The sequence below is a fragment of the Pedobacter gandavensis genome (assembly GCF_014172405.1).
GTDB lineage: Bacteria > Bacteroidota > Bacteroidia > Sphingobacteriales > Sphingobacteriaceae > Pedobacter > Pedobacter gandavensis.
The window spans coordinates 96,912-114,602 of sequence record NZ_WNXC01000009.1 but is presented as its reverse complement, the minus strand read 5'-3'; the positions used below and the strand labels follow the sequence as shown (position 1 = coordinate 114,602).

19 protein-coding genes are annotated in these 17,691 nt (G+C 39.6%); 8 read left to right on the top strand and 11 right to left on the bottom strand.

The features are described from left to right. The first annotated feature begins 1 nt into the window (after position 1). On the top strand, positions 2-2,479 hold the full coding sequence (gene priA, locus GM920_RS20590; protein ID WP_182961035.1) for a replication restart helicase PriA: 2,478 nt from the start codon (positions 2-4) through the stop codon (positions 2,477-2,479). An 85-nt stretch (positions 2,480-2,564) separates the two neighbouring features. Then, complete coding sequence (locus GM920_RS20585) at positions 2,565-3,221, top strand: protein-L-isoaspartate(D-aspartate) O-methyltransferase (RefSeq protein WP_182961033.1); 657 nt, start codon at positions 2,565-2,567, stop codon at positions 3,219-3,221. A 15-nt stretch (positions 3,222-3,236) separates the two neighbouring features. On the opposite strand, the gene smpB is transcribed toward GM920_RS20585, so the two are convergent. The 3 genes from smpB to GM920_RS20570 all read right to left on the bottom strand — a co-directional run bounded on the left by smpB (position 3,237) and on the right by GM920_RS20570 (position 6,299). After that, positions 3,237-3,686 (bottom strand): SsrA-binding protein SmpB, encoded by a 450-nt coding sequence (smpB, locus tag GM920_RS20580; RefSeq protein WP_182961031.1) that lies wholly within the window; start codon positions 3,684-3,686, stop codon positions 3,237-3,239. Between the two features lie 95 nt (positions 3,687-3,781). After that, positions 3,782-5,644 carry an Nramp family divalent metal transporter gene (locus GM920_RS20575; protein ID WP_182961029.1) on the bottom strand — a complete coding sequence of 621 codons (1,863 nt, stop codon included), beginning with the start codon at positions 5,642-5,644 and terminating at the stop codon, positions 3,782-3,784. Between the two features lies 1 nt (position 5,645). After that, the gene (locus GM920_RS20570) at positions 5,646-6,299 is read right to left on the bottom strand and encodes a metal-dependent transcriptional regulator (protein WP_182961027.1); all 654 of its coding nucleotides are present in this window, start codon (positions 6,297-6,299) and stop codon (positions 5,646-5,648) included. A gap of 138 nt (positions 6,300-6,437) precedes the next feature. On the opposite strand from GM920_RS20570, the gene GM920_RS20565 reads away from it, so the two are divergent. Further along, positions 6,438-6,908 (top strand): Lrp/AsnC family transcriptional regulator, encoded by a 471-nt coding sequence (locus GM920_RS20565; protein WP_048906633.1) that lies wholly within the window; start codon positions 6,438-6,440, stop codon positions 6,906-6,908. A 105-nt stretch (positions 6,909-7,013) separates the two neighbouring features. Here the strand turns inward: GM920_RS20565 and ung are convergent, their stop codons facing one another. Beyond that, positions 7,014-7,706, bottom strand: a complete 693-nt coding sequence (ung, locus tag GM920_RS20560; RefSeq protein ID WP_182961026.1) for a uracil-DNA glycosylase — start codon at positions 7,704-7,706, stop codon at positions 7,014-7,016. A 6-nt stretch (positions 7,707-7,712) separates the two neighbouring features. Further along, the gene (locus tag GM920_RS20555; protein ID WP_182961025.1) at positions 7,713-8,225 is read right to left on the bottom strand and encodes a thioredoxin family protein; all 513 of its coding nucleotides are present in this window, start codon (positions 8,223-8,225) and stop codon (positions 7,713-7,715) included. Positions 8,226-8,349: 124 nt separating this feature from the next. On the opposite strand from GM920_RS20555, the gene GM920_RS20550 reads away from it, so the two are divergent. After that, positions 8,350-8,889, top strand: a complete 540-nt coding sequence (locus tag GM920_RS20550) for a DUF2892 domain-containing protein (protein WP_182961024.1) — start codon at positions 8,350-8,352, stop codon at positions 8,887-8,889. Positions 8,890-8,934: 45 nt separating this feature from the next. Here the strand turns inward: GM920_RS20550 and GM920_RS20545 are convergent, their stop codons facing one another. From GM920_RS20545 to GM920_RS20520, 6 genes are all read right to left on the bottom strand, one after another. Then, positions 8,935-9,147 (bottom strand): hypothetical protein, encoded by a 213-nt coding sequence (locus GM920_RS20545; protein ID WP_182961023.1) that lies wholly within the window; start codon positions 9,145-9,147, stop codon positions 8,935-8,937. An 87-nt stretch (positions 9,148-9,234) separates the two neighbouring features. Next, a complete protein-coding gene (gene lysS / locus GM920_RS20540) occupies positions 9,235-10,956 on the bottom strand; it encodes a lysine--tRNA ligase (protein WP_182961022.1) in 1,722 nt (573 codons plus the stop codon). A gap of 203 nt (positions 10,957-11,159) precedes the next feature. After that, complete coding sequence (locus GM920_RS20535) at positions 11,160-13,067, bottom strand: AMP-dependent synthetase/ligase (RefSeq protein ID WP_182961021.1); 1,908 nt, start codon at positions 13,065-13,067, stop codon at positions 11,160-11,162. Between the two features lie 115 nt (positions 13,068-13,182). Then, positions 13,183-13,509, bottom strand: a complete 327-nt coding sequence (locus GM920_RS20530) for a HesB/IscA family protein (RefSeq protein ID WP_062549731.1) — start codon at positions 13,507-13,509, stop codon at positions 13,183-13,185. A 60-nt stretch (positions 13,510-13,569) separates the two neighbouring features. Continuing rightward, positions 13,570-13,983, bottom strand: a complete 414-nt coding sequence (gene iscU / locus GM920_RS20525) for a Fe-S cluster assembly scaffold IscU (protein WP_182961020.1) — start codon at positions 13,981-13,983, stop codon at positions 13,570-13,572. A 66-nt stretch (positions 13,984-14,049) separates the two neighbouring features. Continuing rightward, complete coding sequence (locus GM920_RS20520; RefSeq protein WP_182961013.1) at positions 14,050-15,261, bottom strand: IscS subfamily cysteine desulfurase; 1,212 nt, start codon at positions 15,259-15,261, stop codon at positions 14,050-14,052. Positions 15,262-15,385: 124 nt separating this feature from the next. Between GM920_RS20520 and mce the strand changes: the two genes are divergently transcribed. The 4 genes from mce (at position 15,386) to GM920_RS20500 (ending at position 17,662) form a co-directional block, all read left to right on the top strand. Beyond that, a complete protein-coding gene (gene mce, locus GM920_RS20515) occupies positions 15,386-15,793 on the top strand; it encodes a methylmalonyl-CoA epimerase (RefSeq protein ID WP_182961011.1) in 408 nt (135 codons plus the stop codon). Then, on the top strand, positions 15,793-16,080 hold the full coding sequence (locus GM920_RS20510; protein WP_182961008.1) for a hypothetical protein: 288 nt from the start codon (positions 15,793-15,795) through the stop codon (positions 16,078-16,080). Before mce ends, GM920_RS20510 begins: the two co-directional genes overlap by 1 nt. Positions 16,081-16,175: 95 nt before the next feature. Further along, positions 16,176-16,424 (top strand): type B 50S ribosomal protein L31, encoded by a 249-nt coding sequence (locus GM920_RS20505; RefSeq protein WP_062549726.1) that lies wholly within the window; start codon positions 16,176-16,178, stop codon positions 16,422-16,424. 71 nt (positions 16,425-16,495) lie between these two features. Then, positions 16,496-17,662, top strand: a complete 1,167-nt coding sequence (locus GM920_RS20500) for a putative sugar nucleotidyl transferase (protein WP_182961006.1) — start codon at positions 16,496-16,498, stop codon at positions 17,660-17,662. The last annotated feature ends 29 nt before the right edge of the window (positions 17,663-17,691 follow it).

Below are 17,691 nucleotides of genomic sequence, written 5' to 3'. Positions count from 1 at the left end.
GATGAGTTCTGGTCAACTGGAATTTGCAGAAAGGGAAACCCTGTTTATTGAGGTAATCCTGCCACTTTCTTTGGCGAAAAATTATATTTATAGGGTGCCTTTTGAATTGAATGATCAGGTCGCGATAGGAAAGCGAGTGGTGGTTCAGTTCGGGAAAAGCAAGATTTATACGGCGCTAATTAAAAGCATCAGCCAACAGGCACCAGAAATCTATCAAGCGAAATATATCATTGATGTGGTTGATGAGCATCCGGTGATTACCGCTTCACAACTGGAGTTTTGGGACTGGATGACGAGCTATTACCTTTGTAATGAGGGTGAAGTGATGTCGGCTGCTTTACCGGCTGGACTGAAGTTGGCCAGTGAAACGATCATCGTGCTGAAAGAAGAATTTCCTCAGGATGGAGAAGTCCTCAATCTTAAACAGGAAACCCTAATCAATGCCTTAAAAGTACATGGTAGGCTTACCATTGATCAGGTATCTGCTTTATTGGGCCAAAAAACCGTGTATCCAATCATCAATACTTTATTGGATAAGGAAATGGTTTACATCGCCGAAGAGGTGATTGAAAAGTATAAACCATTGCTGAAGTCATTTGTAACGCTCCATTCTTTTTATCAGGAAGAGGAAAATTTGAAAGAATTGTTCGCTGTTTTGGAAAGAGTTCCAAAGCAATTGAACTTATTGCTGACTTATTTAAAGCTATCCAGACAACAAAGTGCGATCCCGAAGGCACAACTGCTTGAAGAGAGTGGTAGTGGGCCCAGTACGCTGAAAACGTTAATGGATAAGGAAGTTTTTGTGATAGAGAAGAAGCCGGTAAGCAGGCTAAAGGATCAGGACGAGGATTTCGTGCTGAACTTTGAGTTGAGTGAAAATCAGCAGCTGGCTTTGACACAAATTGAAACGGAATTTGAAAAGAAAGATGTGGTACTTTTACATGGAGTCACGGCTTCAGGTAAAACACAAGTATATATTAGGTTGATTGAAAAAGCAATTGAAAACGGCGGACAAGTTTTGTTCCTTTTGCCGGAAATTGCTTTGACTACCCAGATTGTAGAACGTATCCAACGCTATTTTGGAGATGCTATTGGGGTATATCACTCTAAATTCAATAACAATGAGCGGGTAGAAATTTGGAATAAAGTGCTTAACGGTAAATATAGGATCGTTCTGGGTGCCAGATCGGCTGTATTTCTACCTTTCCAAAACTTAAAGCTGATTGTAATTGATGAAGAACACGAGTCTTCTTATAAGCAGCAGGAACCAGCACCACGATATCAGGCAAGAGATGCAGCAGTGTACCTGGCTTGGTTGCATAAGGCAAAAGTAGTACTGGGCTCAGCAACGCCTTCCATTGAAAGTTATTTCAATGCCTTACACCAGAAGTATGGATTGGTTACTATGTCCGAAAGATTTGGTGGGGTAGCCTTGCCTATCCAGGAAGTGATCAGTATTTCTGAAGAGACTAAAAAGAAAAAGATGATTTCTTATTTCTCGACTAAACTGATTGAGGAGATTGAAGAAACTTTGAAATTAAAAGAGCAGGTTATTCTTTTTCAAAACAGGCGTGGTTATGCCACAATCCTGATTTGCGCAACTTGTGGATACGCTCCAAAATGTGTGAGCTGTGATGTGAGTTTAACCTACCATAAAACAAGTGGTAAATTACATTGCCATTATTGCGGATATCATCAAAATAGCATCAACGTTTGTCCGGCTTGTGGATCTGTACATATTGAGCAAAAAGGTTTCGGAACAGAAAGGGTGGAAGAAGAACTCACCTTGATCTTCCCGGAAGCGAAAATAGCAAGATTGGATGTAGACAGTACGCGCACAAAGAATGGACTGCAGCAAATTATATCCGATTTCCAGGAAAAGAAAACTGACATTCTGATTGGTACGCAAATGGTAGCCAAAGGGCTGGATTTTGATAATGTGACCTTAATTGGCGTGATTAATGCGGATACTTTATTAAACTATCCGGATTTCAGAGCATTTGAAAGAAGCTATCAATTGCTTGCACAAGTGGCCGGTAGAGCCGGAAGAAGGGATAAACAAGGAAAGGTGATTATTCAGGCATATGATGATAAACACAGAATCATTACGCAGGTAATTGACAATAAATACCAGGAAATGTACACGGATGAAATTCGTGAGCGAAGAGAGTTCCAGTATCCACCATTTACCAGAGTTATTTTTGTCAATATCAAGCATAAAGACATGAACTTGCTAAATGTTGCTGCGCAGAAATTCGCGAATGTCCTCAAAGGACATTTGGGAAGTCGTGTATTAGGACCAGAGCAACCAATGGTAGGCAGAATCAGGAATTATTACATCAAACAGATCATCATTAAAACCGATAAAAATACGGCCATCACTAAAGTGAAATCGATATTGAAGGACGTTATTTTGCAATTTCAGGCGGAAAAAGAATACCGTGGTGCAATTGTTCAGGTGGATGTTGATCCTTATTAGTTTTATTGCGATTGATACTGTGACGATTATAATTTAGCCGTCGATTATGTAAGCGCATTAGTTTTCAAAAACCTATTTTTGAGTAATGGCATATAAGTTTGTAGATAATTATAGGGAACGGGGAGCGAGAAAGAAGTTGGTTACACATCTTGAGGGTAGAGGGATCACCGATAAGCGGGTGCTCGAAGCCATAGGAAAAGTACCGCGTCATTTTTTCTTCGATGAAACTTTTTGGAATCAGGCTTATAAAGATATTGCCTTTCCAATTGGTGATGGTCAAACGATTTCACAACCTTATACCGTAGCTTATCAAAGCGAATTGCTCCACATTAAAAAAGGAGACAAGGTGCTGGAAATCGGAACAGGTTCTGGTTATCAAACCTGTATTTTAATGGAATTGGGTGCTAATGTTTATACAATTGAACGCCAGGAAAACATTTACCGACACACCATTCGCGTTTTACCTGGAATGGGATATAATGCTCATTTTTTCTTAGGCGATGGCTCTAAAGGTATTCCTGAACATGCCACTTATGATAAGATTATTGTAACTGCTGGCGCTCCATGGGTTCCTGAAGCACTACTCAAGCAGTTGAAAATAGGAGGGATTTTGGTGATTCCGGTAGGTGATGAAAATATCCAGAAAATGGTTACCGTGATCCGCATAAGTGATACAGATTACGATAGGATTGAACTGGATACTTTCCGTTTTGTACCTTTGGTAGGAGATCAAGCCTGGTAAGTAAAACCAGGTTAATTATTCCTTCATTGCACGATCCATTTCTCTTTTGGATTCTCTGTCTTTGATACTATCTCTTTTGTCGAATTCTTTTTTACCCTGCGCCAAAGCGATCTGGATCTTTGCGTAACCCCTGTCATTGGTATAAATCCTTAAAGGGACAATGGTATAGCCTTTTTCCTCACTCCTGAATTTTAGCTTCTTCAGCTCTTTTTTATGAAGTAGTAATACCCTGTCGCGCTTAATATCGTGATGGTGGAAAGAGCTGTGGCTATATTCAGAAATGTGTAAGTTTCTAACGTAAAGAACATCTCCTATGAACATGCAAAAGGCATCGGACATATTTGCTTTACCTTGTCTGATTGCTTTAATTTCCGTACCCAGCAGGGCCAATCCGGCATTAAATTCCTCTACAATATGGTAATCGAAGTAAGCTCTTTTATTTTTAATTTGAATGTCGTTCTTCATTGGTCTCAATTTTCACAAAGCCTGGTACAGATATATTCTATACCAGATTTTATAAGAATACCGCTAATATCCGAAAGATATTTGATTTCTGAATTTTATCGGACAATTAATACGGGAATAGTTACTTTATGTCGTACCGAATTCACCGTAGTTCCTAAAATAAGGTCCTTTAAGCCTTGATGACCATGGGCACCCATAACTAATAATTCCAGGTCATTTTGCTTACTGATGTCCACAATTGCCGCCACGGTACCACCATAGCCAATATGGGCGGTAGATTTATACCCCAGCTCTTTTAGGTTTGCCCGGTATTTTTCCAGATTTTCAGCATCACTCAAAGTTTCTGCATCTAATGCGGCTTCTCCATGATATCTGGCAGCAGCAGTTTCCACCACATGAATCAGGTAGTAGTTAGCCTTTTTGCCACCTTGAATCAGGGCATGACGAATGGTGTTTCTGTCATTTTTTGAAAAATCAACGGTAATGCCGATGCGTGAATAATTGATTTTTTCGATCTCCTCTATGTCCAGTGCATCGCCATGGGGCGCATTATGTTGCCCTTCTTTCGTTTTACTCAGGAGTGGATAAATGAAAACATACAATAACAATAAGCCGATCAGGATGGCTGCAGGAATAACCAGTACATATAAGTACCAACTGTGACTATCGCTCGTCCAGCCGTTAATTTCTTCTACTACGAGTTTCACATTCAGGGCGACAATAACAATAGAGCTGACCCAAGCGAGCACTTTCACCCAAGGCTTGATGGCAAAGCCTTTCATCGTTTCTTTATCCGAAGTGAAATGGATTAAAGGAATTACTGCAAAGCCCAGTTGTAAGCTCAATACCACCTGACTTAAAATCAATAAACCACCGAGGGCTTTATCTCCAAGAATTAAGATGGTAAAGAAAGCAGGGATGATGGCGAGTAGACGGGTAATTAAACGACGTAACCAGGGTTGAATTCTCAGTTTCAAATGGCCTTCCATCACAATTTGTCCGGCAAGGGTGCCTGTAACGGTTGAACTTTGTCCGGCAGCAATTAAAGCGATGGCAAACAATGCAGGAGCCACATTTCCAAAGATGTTTTGTAGCAGTCGGTGGGCATCCTGGATCTCTGCGACTTCATGTAAGCCGTTTTTATAGAAGGCTGCTGCGGCAAGAATCAAGATGGCTGCGTTGACAAAAAAGGCCAGGTTTAACGCGACTGCAGTATCAATAAAATTGAATTTGATCGCTTCTTTGATGCCTTTTTCATCACGCTCAAACTTCCTGGTCTGCACCAGAGAGGAATGAAGGTATAGGTTGTGTGGCATTACTGTGGCACCAATAATCCCAATCGCAATGTATAAAGCCTCGCCTCCTAACATCGAAGGCTCAAATCCTTTCACAATTTCTTTTAAATTCGGTTCCACAATAAACATCTCCACCAGGAAGGAAAGACCGACAATGAATACCATAGATACAATAAAGGCCTCCATTTTACGCATGCCTTTATTGAGCAAGAATAACAGCAATACGGTATCAAATATGGTCACACTAATTCCCCAGATTAAGGGAAGACCGAATAAAAGTTGTAAACCGATGGCCATACCAATGATCTCTGCAAGATCACAGGCGATAATGGCCGTTTGTGCAAGACCAAATAATGGAATATTGATCCATTTAGGATAGGCATTTCTGGAAGCTTGTGCTAAATCGAGTCCCCTAACGATACCCAGTCGGGCACTTAAAGATTGTAGCAATAGGGCAATCAGGTTGGACATTAATAGGATCCAGATCAACTGGTATCCGAATTTACTCCCCCCGGCAATGTCTGTTGCCCAGTTTCCGGGATCCATATATCCAACACTCACCAGGTAAGCAGGGCCAATGAATGATAAAATACGACGCCAGCCTTTGCGCTTACTGGTGTCTACGCTTTGATTTACTTCGCTTAGAGATTCGGAATGCTTCATGTTAAATCCTGATGAGTATGTGCTTGGCTATTTCTCTGGTTACACTTGTTTTTTTATCGTCTACAATTATTTCTACTGAACCATCAAAATCATTGATGGCACTAACAGTTAATGGTTTTCCTAACGTAAGGCCCAATTTTTCCAGATGCTTCAGGAAAGCAGAGGAATGTTCACTCACCCCCATAATCAATCCTTTATCATCCTTTTTAAGCTTACTGAGTTTTATGAATGGTACGAAATCAAAATTCCCGTTTTTGTCAGGAATGGGATCGCCATGCGGATCATTTTTTGGGAAAGCCAGAAATTCATCTAGTCGTTCTACCAATTCCGGGGAATTGATGTGTTCAAGTTCTTCTGCAATGTCATGAACTTCATCCCATTTGAAATTTAGTTTTTCCACGAGAAATACTTCCCAAAGCCGATGCTTTCTAATCACATTGATTGCGGTTTGCTTGCCTAGAGGTGTTAAATGTGCACCCTGATACTTTTTATAATTGATCAGTTCCTTCTCTGAAAGCTTTCTGAGCATATCAGTTACTGAAGCAGCCTTGGTTTGCATTTTTTCAGCAATCGCATTGGTTTGTACAGCGCCCTCATTGTTCTCCGATAAATGATAGATGGTTTTCAGGTAGTTCTCTTCAGTGAATGATTGCATTTTTAGGTGTCTAACTAAATGTTTAGACAAATCTAAAAAATTAAAGAGAAATAAACTATAATTATTTGTACGATTTTTAGAATAAAATTTGGTGAATTTCGTATTGATAGCCTACCTTTGGCTATATTTTAAACACAGATGGCAGCAGAATTAGATAAAACAGACTTTAAAATACTGAAACTATTACAAGAGAATGGTAGGATTACCAATCTTCTATTATCCCAGGAAATCGGACTTTCTCCGGCACCAACCTTAGAAAGGGTACGTAAACTGGAAATGTCGGGTTTCATAAAAAGTTACCATGCCTTAGTGGATGAAGAGAAGCTAGGATTAGGGATCAAAACTTTTATCCAGGTTCAATTAGATTTTCATAAGAACAATACCATTCAGATTTTCCTTGACGAAGTAAACCAAATTAAGGAAATTACAGAATGTCATCACGTAACCGGACAAGCAGATTTTCTTTTAAAGGTGTATGTGAACGATATTAAAGCTTATGAGCGTTTGATCATGGATAAGATCAGTAAGATCTCTGTAGTGAAAACTTTTCAAACGATGATGATTATGTCTACGACAAAGAAAGAACCGATCGTTCCTTTGGAGTATTAAAAATTGTTTCTTTAACCTATTCAATTAGGAAAAAAAACAGGGGGGATCCTGTTTTTTATTTCAAAAGGGGGTATTCAATGTAGGTTGGATAACCCCTTTTGCTTTTTAGCTGATTTGCCAGTTGATCGGATTTTCTCCCTGCTTGATCAATTGATCATTGGTTTTTGAAAAAGGCTTACTGCCGAAAAATCCGGTGTATGCAGAAAAAGGAGAGGGATGTGGGGCAATAATCACGGTATGTTTAGTGGTATCTATTAAAGTGATTTTCTTTTGTGCATAAGCACCCCAGAGGATGAAAATTAATCCTGTTCTTTTTTTCGATAACTCTGTAATGACCTTGTCGGTAAACATTTCCCAACCTTTTTTTTGATGGGAACCTGCTGTTTTTGCCCGGACGGTTAAGGTTGCATTCAGTAAAAGTACACCCTGATCTGCCCATTGCGTTAGATTTCCATGGTCTGGCGTTTCAAAGCCTTCGATATCAGTGCTCAGTTCCTTGTAGATATTTTTTAAAGAAGGTGGAACTTTTACACCTTTTTGTACAGAAAAGGATAGGCCATGTGCTTGTCCAGCCCCATGATAGGGATCTTGTCCGAGGATCACCACTTTCACCTGATCGAAATGCGTATGATTTAAGGCACTAAAGACTTCGTTGGTTTGAGGATAGATTTCGTGTCCCGCTTCCTTTTCTTCCAATAAAAATGCTTGCAAAGCTTTCAGGTAGTCTTTGTCAAACTCTGGTTCTAAATGAGCCAGCCAGCTTTTATCTAAATTCAATGGGCTGTCGGTATCTATCATGGTATTTTATTTTTTCGCGAAGATACTCAACATATCTTTTTCCAGTGTTTCTCTTGGTGATTCTGTAATGCGACCCAGTTCTTTTCCTGCAGCGGTAACGATGAAAGTAGGGACGTTTGTGATGCTCATTCCATCTATCAGACCATTTTCAGCTTTTTTACTGTGGTCTACACAGATCAAGGTGATGTCTGCTTCTTTAATGTTTAAAGCATCCAGCACTTTGTAAAAATGAGGTACTTGTAACTGACTGTCACCACACCAGGTTCCCATCACAATGGTGATTTTTTTATCTTTCATCAAAGGTTTTAGGGCGGTCAGGGTAGCCTGATCTGGCTGGTAGGCCGGATATTCCAGCTCATATTTGTGCTGCGTATCTGGAAGGGCTTGTAAAGCCGCTCTGCTGCAGATGTTGATTAAACCGGTGACCTTTCCGGTATCGTCCTTGGTTTTTTTGTTGATTTCTTGTGAACTGGCTGTCATAGCAAATAATAAGAGCGTAAAGGTAATTAACTTTTTCATGAAGGTTGGGCTTGGTTTATGAGGTTGATTGGGATACTTATCCTTTTCTTTTCTTGAAATTATAAATTAAATCTGCTTTTTGTGATATAAACACGATATTTGCAAAAAATAATTTAAAAGGAATATGCCAAATATAGTTCGCCTTATTATAGGTTTCGCAGTGTTAGGAGGGGCCATCGCCCTGATGGTCTTCGGTTTATGGGGATGGGGAATTTTAGCATTTTTCATCAGTCTTTTAATCCTGGTAACTTACTTCTTCAATGAGAATATGTTGCTTGCACAATGGTATTTAAGAAAAGATAACATGGCTAAATCTGAAGTTTTCTTAAGAAGAATTACTGACTATGAGAAACAATTGATTAAAGCCCAACATGGTTACTACAATCTTTTGATTGGTTTAATTGAATCCAGAAAAGCACCAATGGCTTCTGAAAAATATTTCAAGAAAGCACTTGCATTAGGAATGACCATGAACCACAACATCGCATTGGCTAAATTGAGCCTTGCGGGAATTGCAATGGGAAAGAGAAATAAAAGAGAAGCGCAGATGTATTTAACGGAAGCGAAGAAAGCCGATAAGAATAAATTACTTGCTGATCAGATCAAACAGATGAAAGATCAGATGGGCATGATGGACAGACAACAACAAGTAAGATACAAATAAGAATATTTAAGAATTGAATAAAAAGCCACATGAAAATGTGGCTTTTTATTTTTCACTCAATCTGTCAAAATCCTCATAGCTACGCTCGTTCGATCTGCTGATGATGTCATCTTCCATCGCTTCTTTCTTCTTGCTGAAGAACAACTGCTCCGACTGGATTCTGGTAATCAACTGACGGATTAAAGTCAAGTCAAAGTCTTCTTTATTGAGCTTAATGCAGTATTCACTTTCTGTGATTTCTAAACTTGAACTGATCATATTTTCTAGGTTTTAATATATGCCTAAAATTAAAAAAGGCTTGCTACAATTTATGCAGCAAGCCTTTAAGTTTATGTTATGAGTTTGTTAAGCAAACCAAGCTTCAACTTCCTCTTTCGAAGGCATCGTTAAGTCCAGTTTCAATTTCTTGCGCATTCCGCCTAAGTCGTTAAATACTTTATTCGGATTTGCTGCTTTTAGCTCTTCAATCGTATTGATGTTCATCTTTCTGATTACCGGAACCCATGCTGCTGGGATACCTGCATTGACGAAATCTTCATCAGTAGTTACTTTCGCTTTTTTCTCTGGTCTCATCTGAGGGAAGAATAAAACTTCCTGAATGGTAGACTGGTTGGTCATTAACATCACCAATCTGTCAATACCGATACCTAAACCAGAAGTTGGAGGCATACCATATTCCAATGCACGAAGGAAATCTTCATCCATGGCCATCGCTTCATCATCACCTCTTTCAGCCAGTTTCAATTGATCTACCAAACGTTCTTTCTGATCGATAGGGTCATTCAGCTCTGAGTAAGCATTGGCAATTTCTTTACCATTTACAAACAGCTCAAATCTCTCTACCAGGCCTTCTTTACTTCTATGTTTCTTAGCCAGTGGAGTCATTTCCAAAGGATAATCCGTGATGTATGTTGGCTGGATCAGGTTGGCTTCAACTTTCTCACTAAACAACTCATCAATCAGCTTTCCTCTGCCCATAGAAGCATCTACTTCAATATTCAGGCTTTTGCAAACTTCCTTGATTTGCTCTTCCGTCATATCAGATACATCGATACCTGTGTATTTCTGGATAGATTCATACATGGTTAGCTTTTCATAAGGACCTTCGAAATTGATTTTGTGTTTACCCACCTCAATTTCTGCTTTCCCATGAATAGCAATTGTAATTCTTTCCAGACATTCTTCTACCATGCCCATCATCCAGATGTAGTCTTTGTAAGCTACATAGATTTCCATTGCGGTAAATTCCGGATTATGCGTACGGTCCATGCCTTCATTTCTGAACATTTTACCGAACTCATAAACGCCATCAAAACCGGCAACGATTAGCCTTTTCAGGTAAAGCTCATTCGCAATACGGAGGTATAAAGGCATATCCAGGGTGTTGTGGTGTGTCGCAAATGGACGCGCCGCTGCACCACCATGGATCGGTTGAAGGATTGGTGTTTCTACTTCCATCCAACCTTGTTCATCAAAGTAGTTTCTCATCGTATTGATGACTTTTGAACGGTTGATGAAAATCTGTTTGAATCCAGGGTTTACGGTAAGATCCACATAACGCTGTCTGTAGCGCAATTCCGGATCAGTAAAACCATCGTAAATATTTCCTTCCTCATCACGTTTTACCACTGGTAAAGGCTTCAGAGATTTTGATAATAATTTGAATTCCGTCACGTGAACAGAGATCTCGCCAGTCTGGGTTGTGAAAACATAGCCTTTTACGCCTATAAAGTCGCCCAGATCCAATAACTTCTTGAATACGGTATTGTATAAGGTTTTATCTTCATCAGGGCATAGCTCGTCTCTTTTTAAGTAAACTTGTATTCTTCCTGTCGAATCTTGCAATTCTACGAAGGCAGCACTACCCATAATTCTGCGGGTCATGATACGGCCTGCAATGCTGATGTTCTTATATGCAGTCTTATCTCTTTCGTAGTTAGCTAAAATATCTGCTGCATGGGCATTGATTTCAAATGCTTCAGCAGGGTAGGGATCGATCCCTAATTCACGAAGTTGGTTTAGCGAATTTCTACGCAACAACTCTTGTTCTGATAGTCCTGTACTCATATTTGTGATCTGTCCGGCATCATGCCGGAAAAGGTTTATTTAATGCTGATTATCATCACAGATTCCTGTGACCTCACAAAAATAGTGATTTGTGAGGTTTTTATACGATTAAAGGGTGTATAATATCTCACAATTATTATAACAATTATAACAGATGTGAAAATTACCACCTTTATAAGGGGTGTTACGCGGGAAAAGGAGCTCTAGTCGACCTCAACTTCTTCCTCATACATCTCATCGATGTTGGCGGCATACTTGGTCTCAATTACTTTTCTTTTCGCTTTCATGGTTGGCGTAAGCTCACCGTCTTCAATACTAAAAGGGTTTCTTTTGATCTTGAAGTTCTTGATGCGCTCAAACTTGGCCAATTCATTAGAGAGTTTTTTGATGTCTTTGGCGATCCAGTCGACAATCTCTTTATCCTCAATAAACAGCTGAGGCTGTTGGAAAAAGGATTCCGGAAGTTTAAACTCTTCCTGTAAGGTTTCTTTATTCGGGATAATGATCGCAGTTAAATACTCTCTTTTATCACCAATTAGGAACAGTTGATCAATTTTAGGACTTTTCAGGTAAACGTTTTCTACCGGAGTAGGATATACGTTTTTGCCATAAGCATTGACAATCATGTTTTTCAAACGATCTGTGATTTGCAGGTTTCCTTTATAGAAGCGACCGATATCACCGGTATGGAACCAATTGTCTTTGTCGATGGCTTCGGCAGTTTCTGCAGGTTTATTAAAATAACCTTGCATGACGCAATGTCCACGGACAATAATCTCACCTTCTTCACATTCAAAACCTTCCTGAAAAGTTTCATGCGTTTGGATGTTGATGATCTTTTTAGTCTCTACATCCTGAATTCCGATTTCAATCCCTGGAATGACACGGCCAACAGTACCATATACTTGTCTGTCATATTCCGTTACTGCCATTACCGGCGAAGTTTCCGTTAGGCCAAAGCCTTCCAGTACTTTAATTCCCAGGTTTCCAAAAAACTCACCTACATTTTTAGGCAATGCGGCACCACCAGAAAGCATGAACTTTAAGCGGCCCCCGGTTTTCTCTTTAATCTTGCTAAAAACTAATTTCTCTGCGATTGCTTTTTCAGCGGATAAAAACAGGCCTGGATTTCTACCCGCCTCTTTTTCGTTGCGGTATTTTTGTCCGATGTCTAATGCCCATAGGAAAATTTTTGATTTTAGTCCGCCGCCAGCAGTACCGCTTTTGATGGCTTTATCGTGAATTCTTTCTAATAAACGAGGTACACAGCTCATCACCGTAGGCTTAATTTCCGCCATGTTTTTTGCCAGCAATTCCAGGCTTTGTGCATAGGCAATTTTACAACCCTGGGCACAGCAAACATGATAGGTGGCGGTACGTTCAAAAACGTGAGACAAGGGAAGGAAAGATAAAAAGGTTTCTGTTTCGTCGATGATCGGAATTTGCTGCAAACAAACTTTTACGTTTTGTACAAAGTTGTTGTGCGACAAGATCACACCCTTTGGTGTGCCTGTAGTGCCTGAAGTATAAATCAGGGAAGAAATATCTGAAGGACGTAAGGCTGTTCTGATGCGCGTAATTTCTGCGCGCCTCACTTCGCTTACCGGAGTTTCCAGCAAAGTAGAAAAAGGGATTACCTTGGCTTTCATTCCTTCTGGCAAAGCAATTTTTTCATAATCTGCGAAAACAGGAATAATGTATTCCAGGTTTCTACAGTTTTCCGCTATTTTGGTTACTTTCTTATATAGAAAAGGGCTTCCGATGAGGATCGCTCTGATCCCGGAGTCATTGATGATATAGGTGACTTCCTGCTCAGATAACGTAGGATAGATAGAGACATTAATTGCACCAATCTGCTGAATACCCTGATCATAATAAACATAATCAGGAGAATTCTCGATCATTAAGCCCATCCGGTCTCCTTTTACAATTCCTTTATCCAGGAAGAATGAAGCAACAGCATCCGCACGTTCCAGTGTTTTTTCAAAAGAGATCTCTTCCCAATCTGCATTCTTTTTATGAATGAGGAAAGTCTCGGTTGGTTTATGGATGTTTTCTACCACATTTCTCAAGAGACTAGGTACAGTAGAAAACTCATTAAATGATACCATGTTATTATATTTTGTTTGATTGGAGGAACAATGATAAACTTTTCTTTGGAAAGAAAAAATCAGTACATGAAAAAAGGGCACATGAGTGCCCTTTTAAATCAATAAGGTATATAAGTTAAACAGAGAAGCTTTCGCCACAACCACAAGAACGACTTGCGTTAGGGTTATGGAAATTGAATCCTTTTCCGTTTAAACCATCTGAAAAGTCAAGCTCAGTACCGGCAAGATAAAGGAAGGATTTCATGTCTAATGCAATCCTGATCCCTCTGTCTTCGAAAAACTGATCTCCGGTTTTCTCTTCGTTATCAAAATCTAAATTGTATGATAAACCAGAGCAACCACCACCTTTTACAGAGACGCGCAAAAAATAAGTGTCATCCATCTGCGCATCTTGCATCAGGTGATCAATTTTGCTTTTCGCTTTATCGGTTATCGTAATCATCGTTTTAAAAATTAAAGTTTAACAGGACAAAACAAATTGCCTGCCAAACTATGATTGAAATTAGTGATGAGATTTAGGCATTGCAATTGGCTCCATACCGTTTTTAACGCGGTAATCGTTGATTGCAGATTTGATCGCATCTTCAGCCAATACTGAACAGTGGATTTTTACCGGCGGTAAAGCCAATTCTTCCACGATATCCATATTGTCGATGGCCAAAGCCTCATCTACAGTTTTTCCTTTTAACCATTCTGTAGCTAAAGAAGAAGAAGCAATTGCAGATCCGCAACCAAAGGTCTTGAATTTTGCATCTGTGATCACATTGTTGTCATCTACTTCAATTTGTAGACGCATTACGTCACCGCACTCAGGTGCACCAACTAATCCTGTTCCTACGTTCTTGTTATCTTTATTTAAAGTACCAACATTTCTAGGGTTGGTATAATGTTCCATTACTTTTTCTGAGTATGCCATTTTTTTTTCCTCTAAATCTCCGTTTCCGGGGATTGTATTTAAATATTGTTTACTAATAGGTGAAGCTTAGTGCTCAGCCCATTCAATTTTACTTAAGTCAATTCCTTCTTTAAACATTTCCCAAAGTGGAGAAAGTTCTCTTAAGTGATTAACTGCTGCTTTAGTGTGCTCAATAGCGAAATCAATTTCTTCTTCAGTCGTGAAACGACCCAATCCAAAACGGATAGATGAGTGTGCTAAATCATCAGAAAGACCTAAGCTTTTCAATACATAAGAAGGTTCTAATGAAGCGGAAGTACAAGCAGATCCAGAAGATACTGCAAGGTCTTTCATCGACATCATTAAGCCTTCACCCTCTACATATTTAAAGGAAATATTGGCTACATGTGGCAAACGGTGTTCTGTGTTACCATTCACATAACTTTCTTCCATTTGAGATAAAGCGCCTTCTAATTTATCTCTTAATGCAGATAAACGTTTTGCTTCTTCATCCATTTCCAAACGGCAAAGTTCACATGCTTTACCCAAACCAACGATACCAGGTACGTTTAACGTTCCTGAACGCATACCGCGCTCATGACCACCACCATCAATCTGTGCAGTTACTTTAACCCTTGGGTTTTTACGACGTACATATAGTGCACCAACACCTTTAGGGCCGTACATTTTATGTGCAGAGAATGCCATTAAGTCAATACCATCAGCGTTTACATCTACAGGAATCTTTCCTACAGCTTGTGTCGCATCAGTCATGAATAATGCACCATGTTTATGTGCAATAGCAGAAATTTCTTTAATAGGTTGAATCACACCAATCTCATTGTTACCATACATGATCGTAACTAAGATGGTTTGTTCAGTCATCGCAGCTTCAAGCTCTTGAAGGTCAATTAGACCGTCTGCTTTTACTTGTAGATAAGTTACTTTAGCACCTAATTTTTCCAGGTGTTTACAAGCGTCTAATACTGCTTTATGTTCAGTAGTTGCGGTAATGATATGATTACCCTTGTCCTGATACATTTCATAAACTCCTTTGATACCTAAATTGTCTGCTTCTGTAGCACCTGAAGTAAAGATGATCTCTTTATCAGTACAGCCAATTAGTTTCGCCACTTGTTCACGAGCGTAGTCAACACCTTCTTCTGCCACCCATCCAAAAGCGTGGTTACGGCTGGCAGCGTTACCAAATTTGTTGGTGAAATATGGTAGCATCGCTTCTAATACCCTTGGGTCAAGGGGAGTAGTTGCATTGTTATCTAAGTAAATAGGAAGTTCCATCGTATGTAATTATTCTTAATAATAGACAAATGTACGAAAAAAGAACGCCAACAATTATAAATAATAGCTATGATGGTATAGGTAAAACCTGCATTTTTACATTTTTCTAACCGTTTAACCAGATATGAGGAAGATTGAACACATCGGTATCGCTGTAAAAGACCTGGATTTGTCCTGCGATCTTTATGAGAAATTATTGAACACGACTTGTTATAAAAGAGAAGAAGTCGCTTCTGAGGGGGTGCGTACCGCCTTTTTTCAAACCGGAGCCAATAAGATTGAATTGTTGTCGGCCAGCCATCAGGATAGTCCGATCGCTAAGTTTCTGGAAAAAAAGGGAGAAGGCATTCATCACATCGCTTTTGATGTCGCAGATATCCTGTTGGAGATGGAACGGTTAAAAAAAGAAGGATTTGTATTGTTGAATGAACAACCTAAATTAGGAGCCGACAATAAACTGGTTTGTTTTCTTCATCCAAAAGGTACAAACGGGGTATTGGTGGAATTATGTCAGGAAATTAAAGCCTTATAATGGAAGATTTGAAAGCGTTAAGCACCATCGTTAGCAGAGATTTTGAGGTAGAAGAAGTCTGGTCGGAAGCGCAAATCCGGGAGCGTTTAGTGCAGGCTTTTGCCTATCTGCTAGACAATGACATCTCCAAAATGATGAACATCTTGTACCGTGCTGATGTGGATGAGGAGAAATTGAAAAGTCTTTTGATCAGTAATTCGGAACTTCCTTCGGCTGAAGTCATTGCTGACGCCTATTTAAGACGGCAAAAAGAGAAAATTGAGACTAGAAAAAAGTATAGTAGATAATTTTTCAAGACTTCCTTGCTAATGAAAAATAATTTTAGGATATTTGCAACCTTAAAAATAAGCGAGAAATAAGGAAATAATAATATAAAAGCATCATGAAAAAAGATCTGCATCCATCAAACTATAGATTTGTAGTATTTAAAGATATGTCAAATGAGTACTCTTTCTTAACGAAATCTTGTGTAGATACTAAAGAAAGCATCAAATGGGAAGATGGTAACGAATACCCTCTATACAAATTAGAGATTTCTCATACTTCACACCCTTTCTATACTGGTAAAATGAAGTTAGTAGATACAGCTGGTCGTATCGATAAATTTAAAACTCGTTACGCTAAGAAGTAATTCTACCAAAAAAGTAATTATTTTAAAGTCCCGGTGCTATTGCTTCGGGACTTTTTTTATTTTTGTTGCTTATGACAATCAATTTATTTGATGATAATGCCTGGGCATCCTTGCGTCCGCTATCTTTCACAAGACCGGTTGCCGACCTCCGTGTGGGTATACTTACCATAGCTCAAAAATGGGAGCGGCATCTAAATGCTACTGCCGGCTTTCTGACCATCCCTTATCTTTCTATTAAATATCCCTTACAGCCTGGAGCTGACTTATCCATCAATGGATCCGTTTGTCCGGACGAAGGCTTGCTGGAAGCAATAGATCGTTTGCGCGAAGGAGAAGCTTTGAAACAAGGAGATTTACTGATTGCTTACCGTGCCACAGCAGACACGCTTCCTGAAGCGGCAACAGCGTTTAAGCCCATCGCTTATGAAGCTGAACTGGTCAGGATTTTTTATCCCGAAGATATTTTTAAAAACAACGATGTAGAGCTGAGAAAAGACTTTAGTCTATTGACTAAAGGTCGATCTTCCGCAATACTGAGCAGCACCAACGTGATACTTGGAGATGAGGTCTTTGTAGAAGAAGGTGGTGGGGCTGAATGTGCGACGTTAAATAGCCTTAGCGGACCGATTTACATCGGTAAAAACAGTCAGATTTGGGAAGGCGCACACATTCGTGGCTCTTTTGCGCTTTGTCATGATTCGCAAGTCAAGATGGGGGCTAAAATCTACGGACAGACCACAATAGGTCCTTTGAGTAGGGTAGGTGGAGAAATCAATAATGCGGTGATCTGGGGCTATTCCTCTAAAGGTCATGAAGGTTATCTTGGTAATTCCGTAATGGGGCAATGGTGTAATATTGGGGCAGATACCAATAACTCTAACCTTAAAAACAACTATGCTGATGTAAAAATCTGGGACTATGCCATGGCCGGTCTTCGGGAAACAGGAATGTTGTTCTGCGGCATGATCATGGCAGACCATGCCAAATGTGGCATCAATACCATGTTCAATACCGGATCTGTAGTTGGGGTAGGGGCTAATATTTTTGGCGCCGGATTCCCTAAAACTTTCCTTCCCGATTTTTCATGGGGTGGTGCTCAAGGCTTTGAAACTTATCGGCTGGATAAGATGTTTGAAACGGCAGAACAGGTTTTTAAACGTAGAAACCTACCTTTTGATGAGGTAGAAAGAAATATATTAACTGCTGTGTTTGAATTGACTAAGTCATACCGAAGTTAATAATCATTAAAAAAACAGCAGAATTGAAG

Excerpts from the sequence above, each read along its gene's own strand:
- priA (WP_182961035.1), top strand. The coding sequence starts at position 2 with ATGAGTTCTGGTCAACTGGAATTTGCAGAAAGGGAAACCCTGTTTATT.
- GM920_RS20585 (WP_182961033.1), top strand. The coding sequence starts at position 2,565 with ATGGCATATAAGTTTGTAGATAATTATAGGGAACGGGGAGCGAGAAAG.
- smpB (WP_182961031.1), bottom strand. The coding sequence starts at position 3,686 with ATGAAGAACGACATTCAAATTAAAAATAAAAGAGCTTACTTCGATTAC.
- GM920_RS20575 (WP_182961029.1), bottom strand. The coding sequence starts at position 5,644 with ATGAAGCATTCCGAATCTCTAAGCGAAGTAAATCAAAGCGTAGACACC.
- GM920_RS20570 (WP_182961027.1), bottom strand. The coding sequence starts at position 6,299 with ATGCAATCATTCACTGAAGAGAACTACCTGAAAACCATCTATCATTTA.
- GM920_RS20565 (WP_048906633.1), top strand. The coding sequence starts at position 6,438 with ATGGCAGCAGAATTAGATAAAACAGACTTTAAAATACTGAAACTATTA.
- ung (WP_182961026.1), bottom strand. The coding sequence starts at position 7,706 with ATGATAGATACCGACAGCCCATTGAATTTAGATAAAAGCTGGCTGGCT.
- GM920_RS20555 (WP_182961025.1), bottom strand. The coding sequence starts at position 8,225 with ATGAAAAAGTTAATTACCTTTACGCTCTTATTATTTGCTATGACAGCC.
- GM920_RS20550 (WP_182961024.1), top strand. The coding sequence starts at position 8,350 with ATGCCAAATATAGTTCGCCTTATTATAGGTTTCGCAGTGTTAGGAGGG.
- GM920_RS20545 (WP_182961023.1), bottom strand. The coding sequence starts at position 9,147 with ATGATCAGTTCAAGTTTAGAAATCACAGAAAGTGAATACTGCATTAAG.
- lysS (WP_182961022.1), bottom strand. The coding sequence starts at position 10,956 with ATGAGTACAGGACTATCAGAACAAGAGTTGTTGCGTAGAAATTCGCTA.
- GM920_RS20535 (WP_182961021.1), bottom strand. The coding sequence starts at position 13,067 with ATGGTATCATTTAATGAGTTTTCTACTGTACCTAGTCTCTTGAGAAAT.
- GM920_RS20530 (WP_062549731.1), bottom strand. The coding sequence starts at position 13,509 with ATGATTACGATAACCGATAAAGCGAAAAGCAAAATTGATCACCTGATG.
- iscU (WP_182961020.1), bottom strand. The coding sequence starts at position 13,983 with ATGGCATACTCAGAAAAAGTAATGGAACATTATACCAACCCTAGAAAT.
- GM920_RS20520 (WP_182961013.1), bottom strand. The coding sequence starts at position 15,261 with ATGGAACTTCCTATTTACTTAGATAACAATGCAACTACTCCCCTTGAC.
- mce (WP_182961011.1), top strand. The coding sequence starts at position 15,386 with ATGAGGAAGATTGAACACATCGGTATCGCTGTAAAAGACCTGGATTTG.
- GM920_RS20510 (WP_182961008.1), top strand. The coding sequence starts at position 15,793 with ATGGAAGATTTGAAAGCGTTAAGCACCATCGTTAGCAGAGATTTTGAG.
- GM920_RS20505 (WP_062549726.1), top strand. The coding sequence starts at position 16,176 with ATGAAAAAAGATCTGCATCCATCAAACTATAGATTTGTAGTATTTAAA.
- GM920_RS20500 (WP_182961006.1), top strand. The coding sequence starts at position 16,496 with ATGACAATCAATTTATTTGATGATAATGCCTGGGCATCCTTGCGTCCG.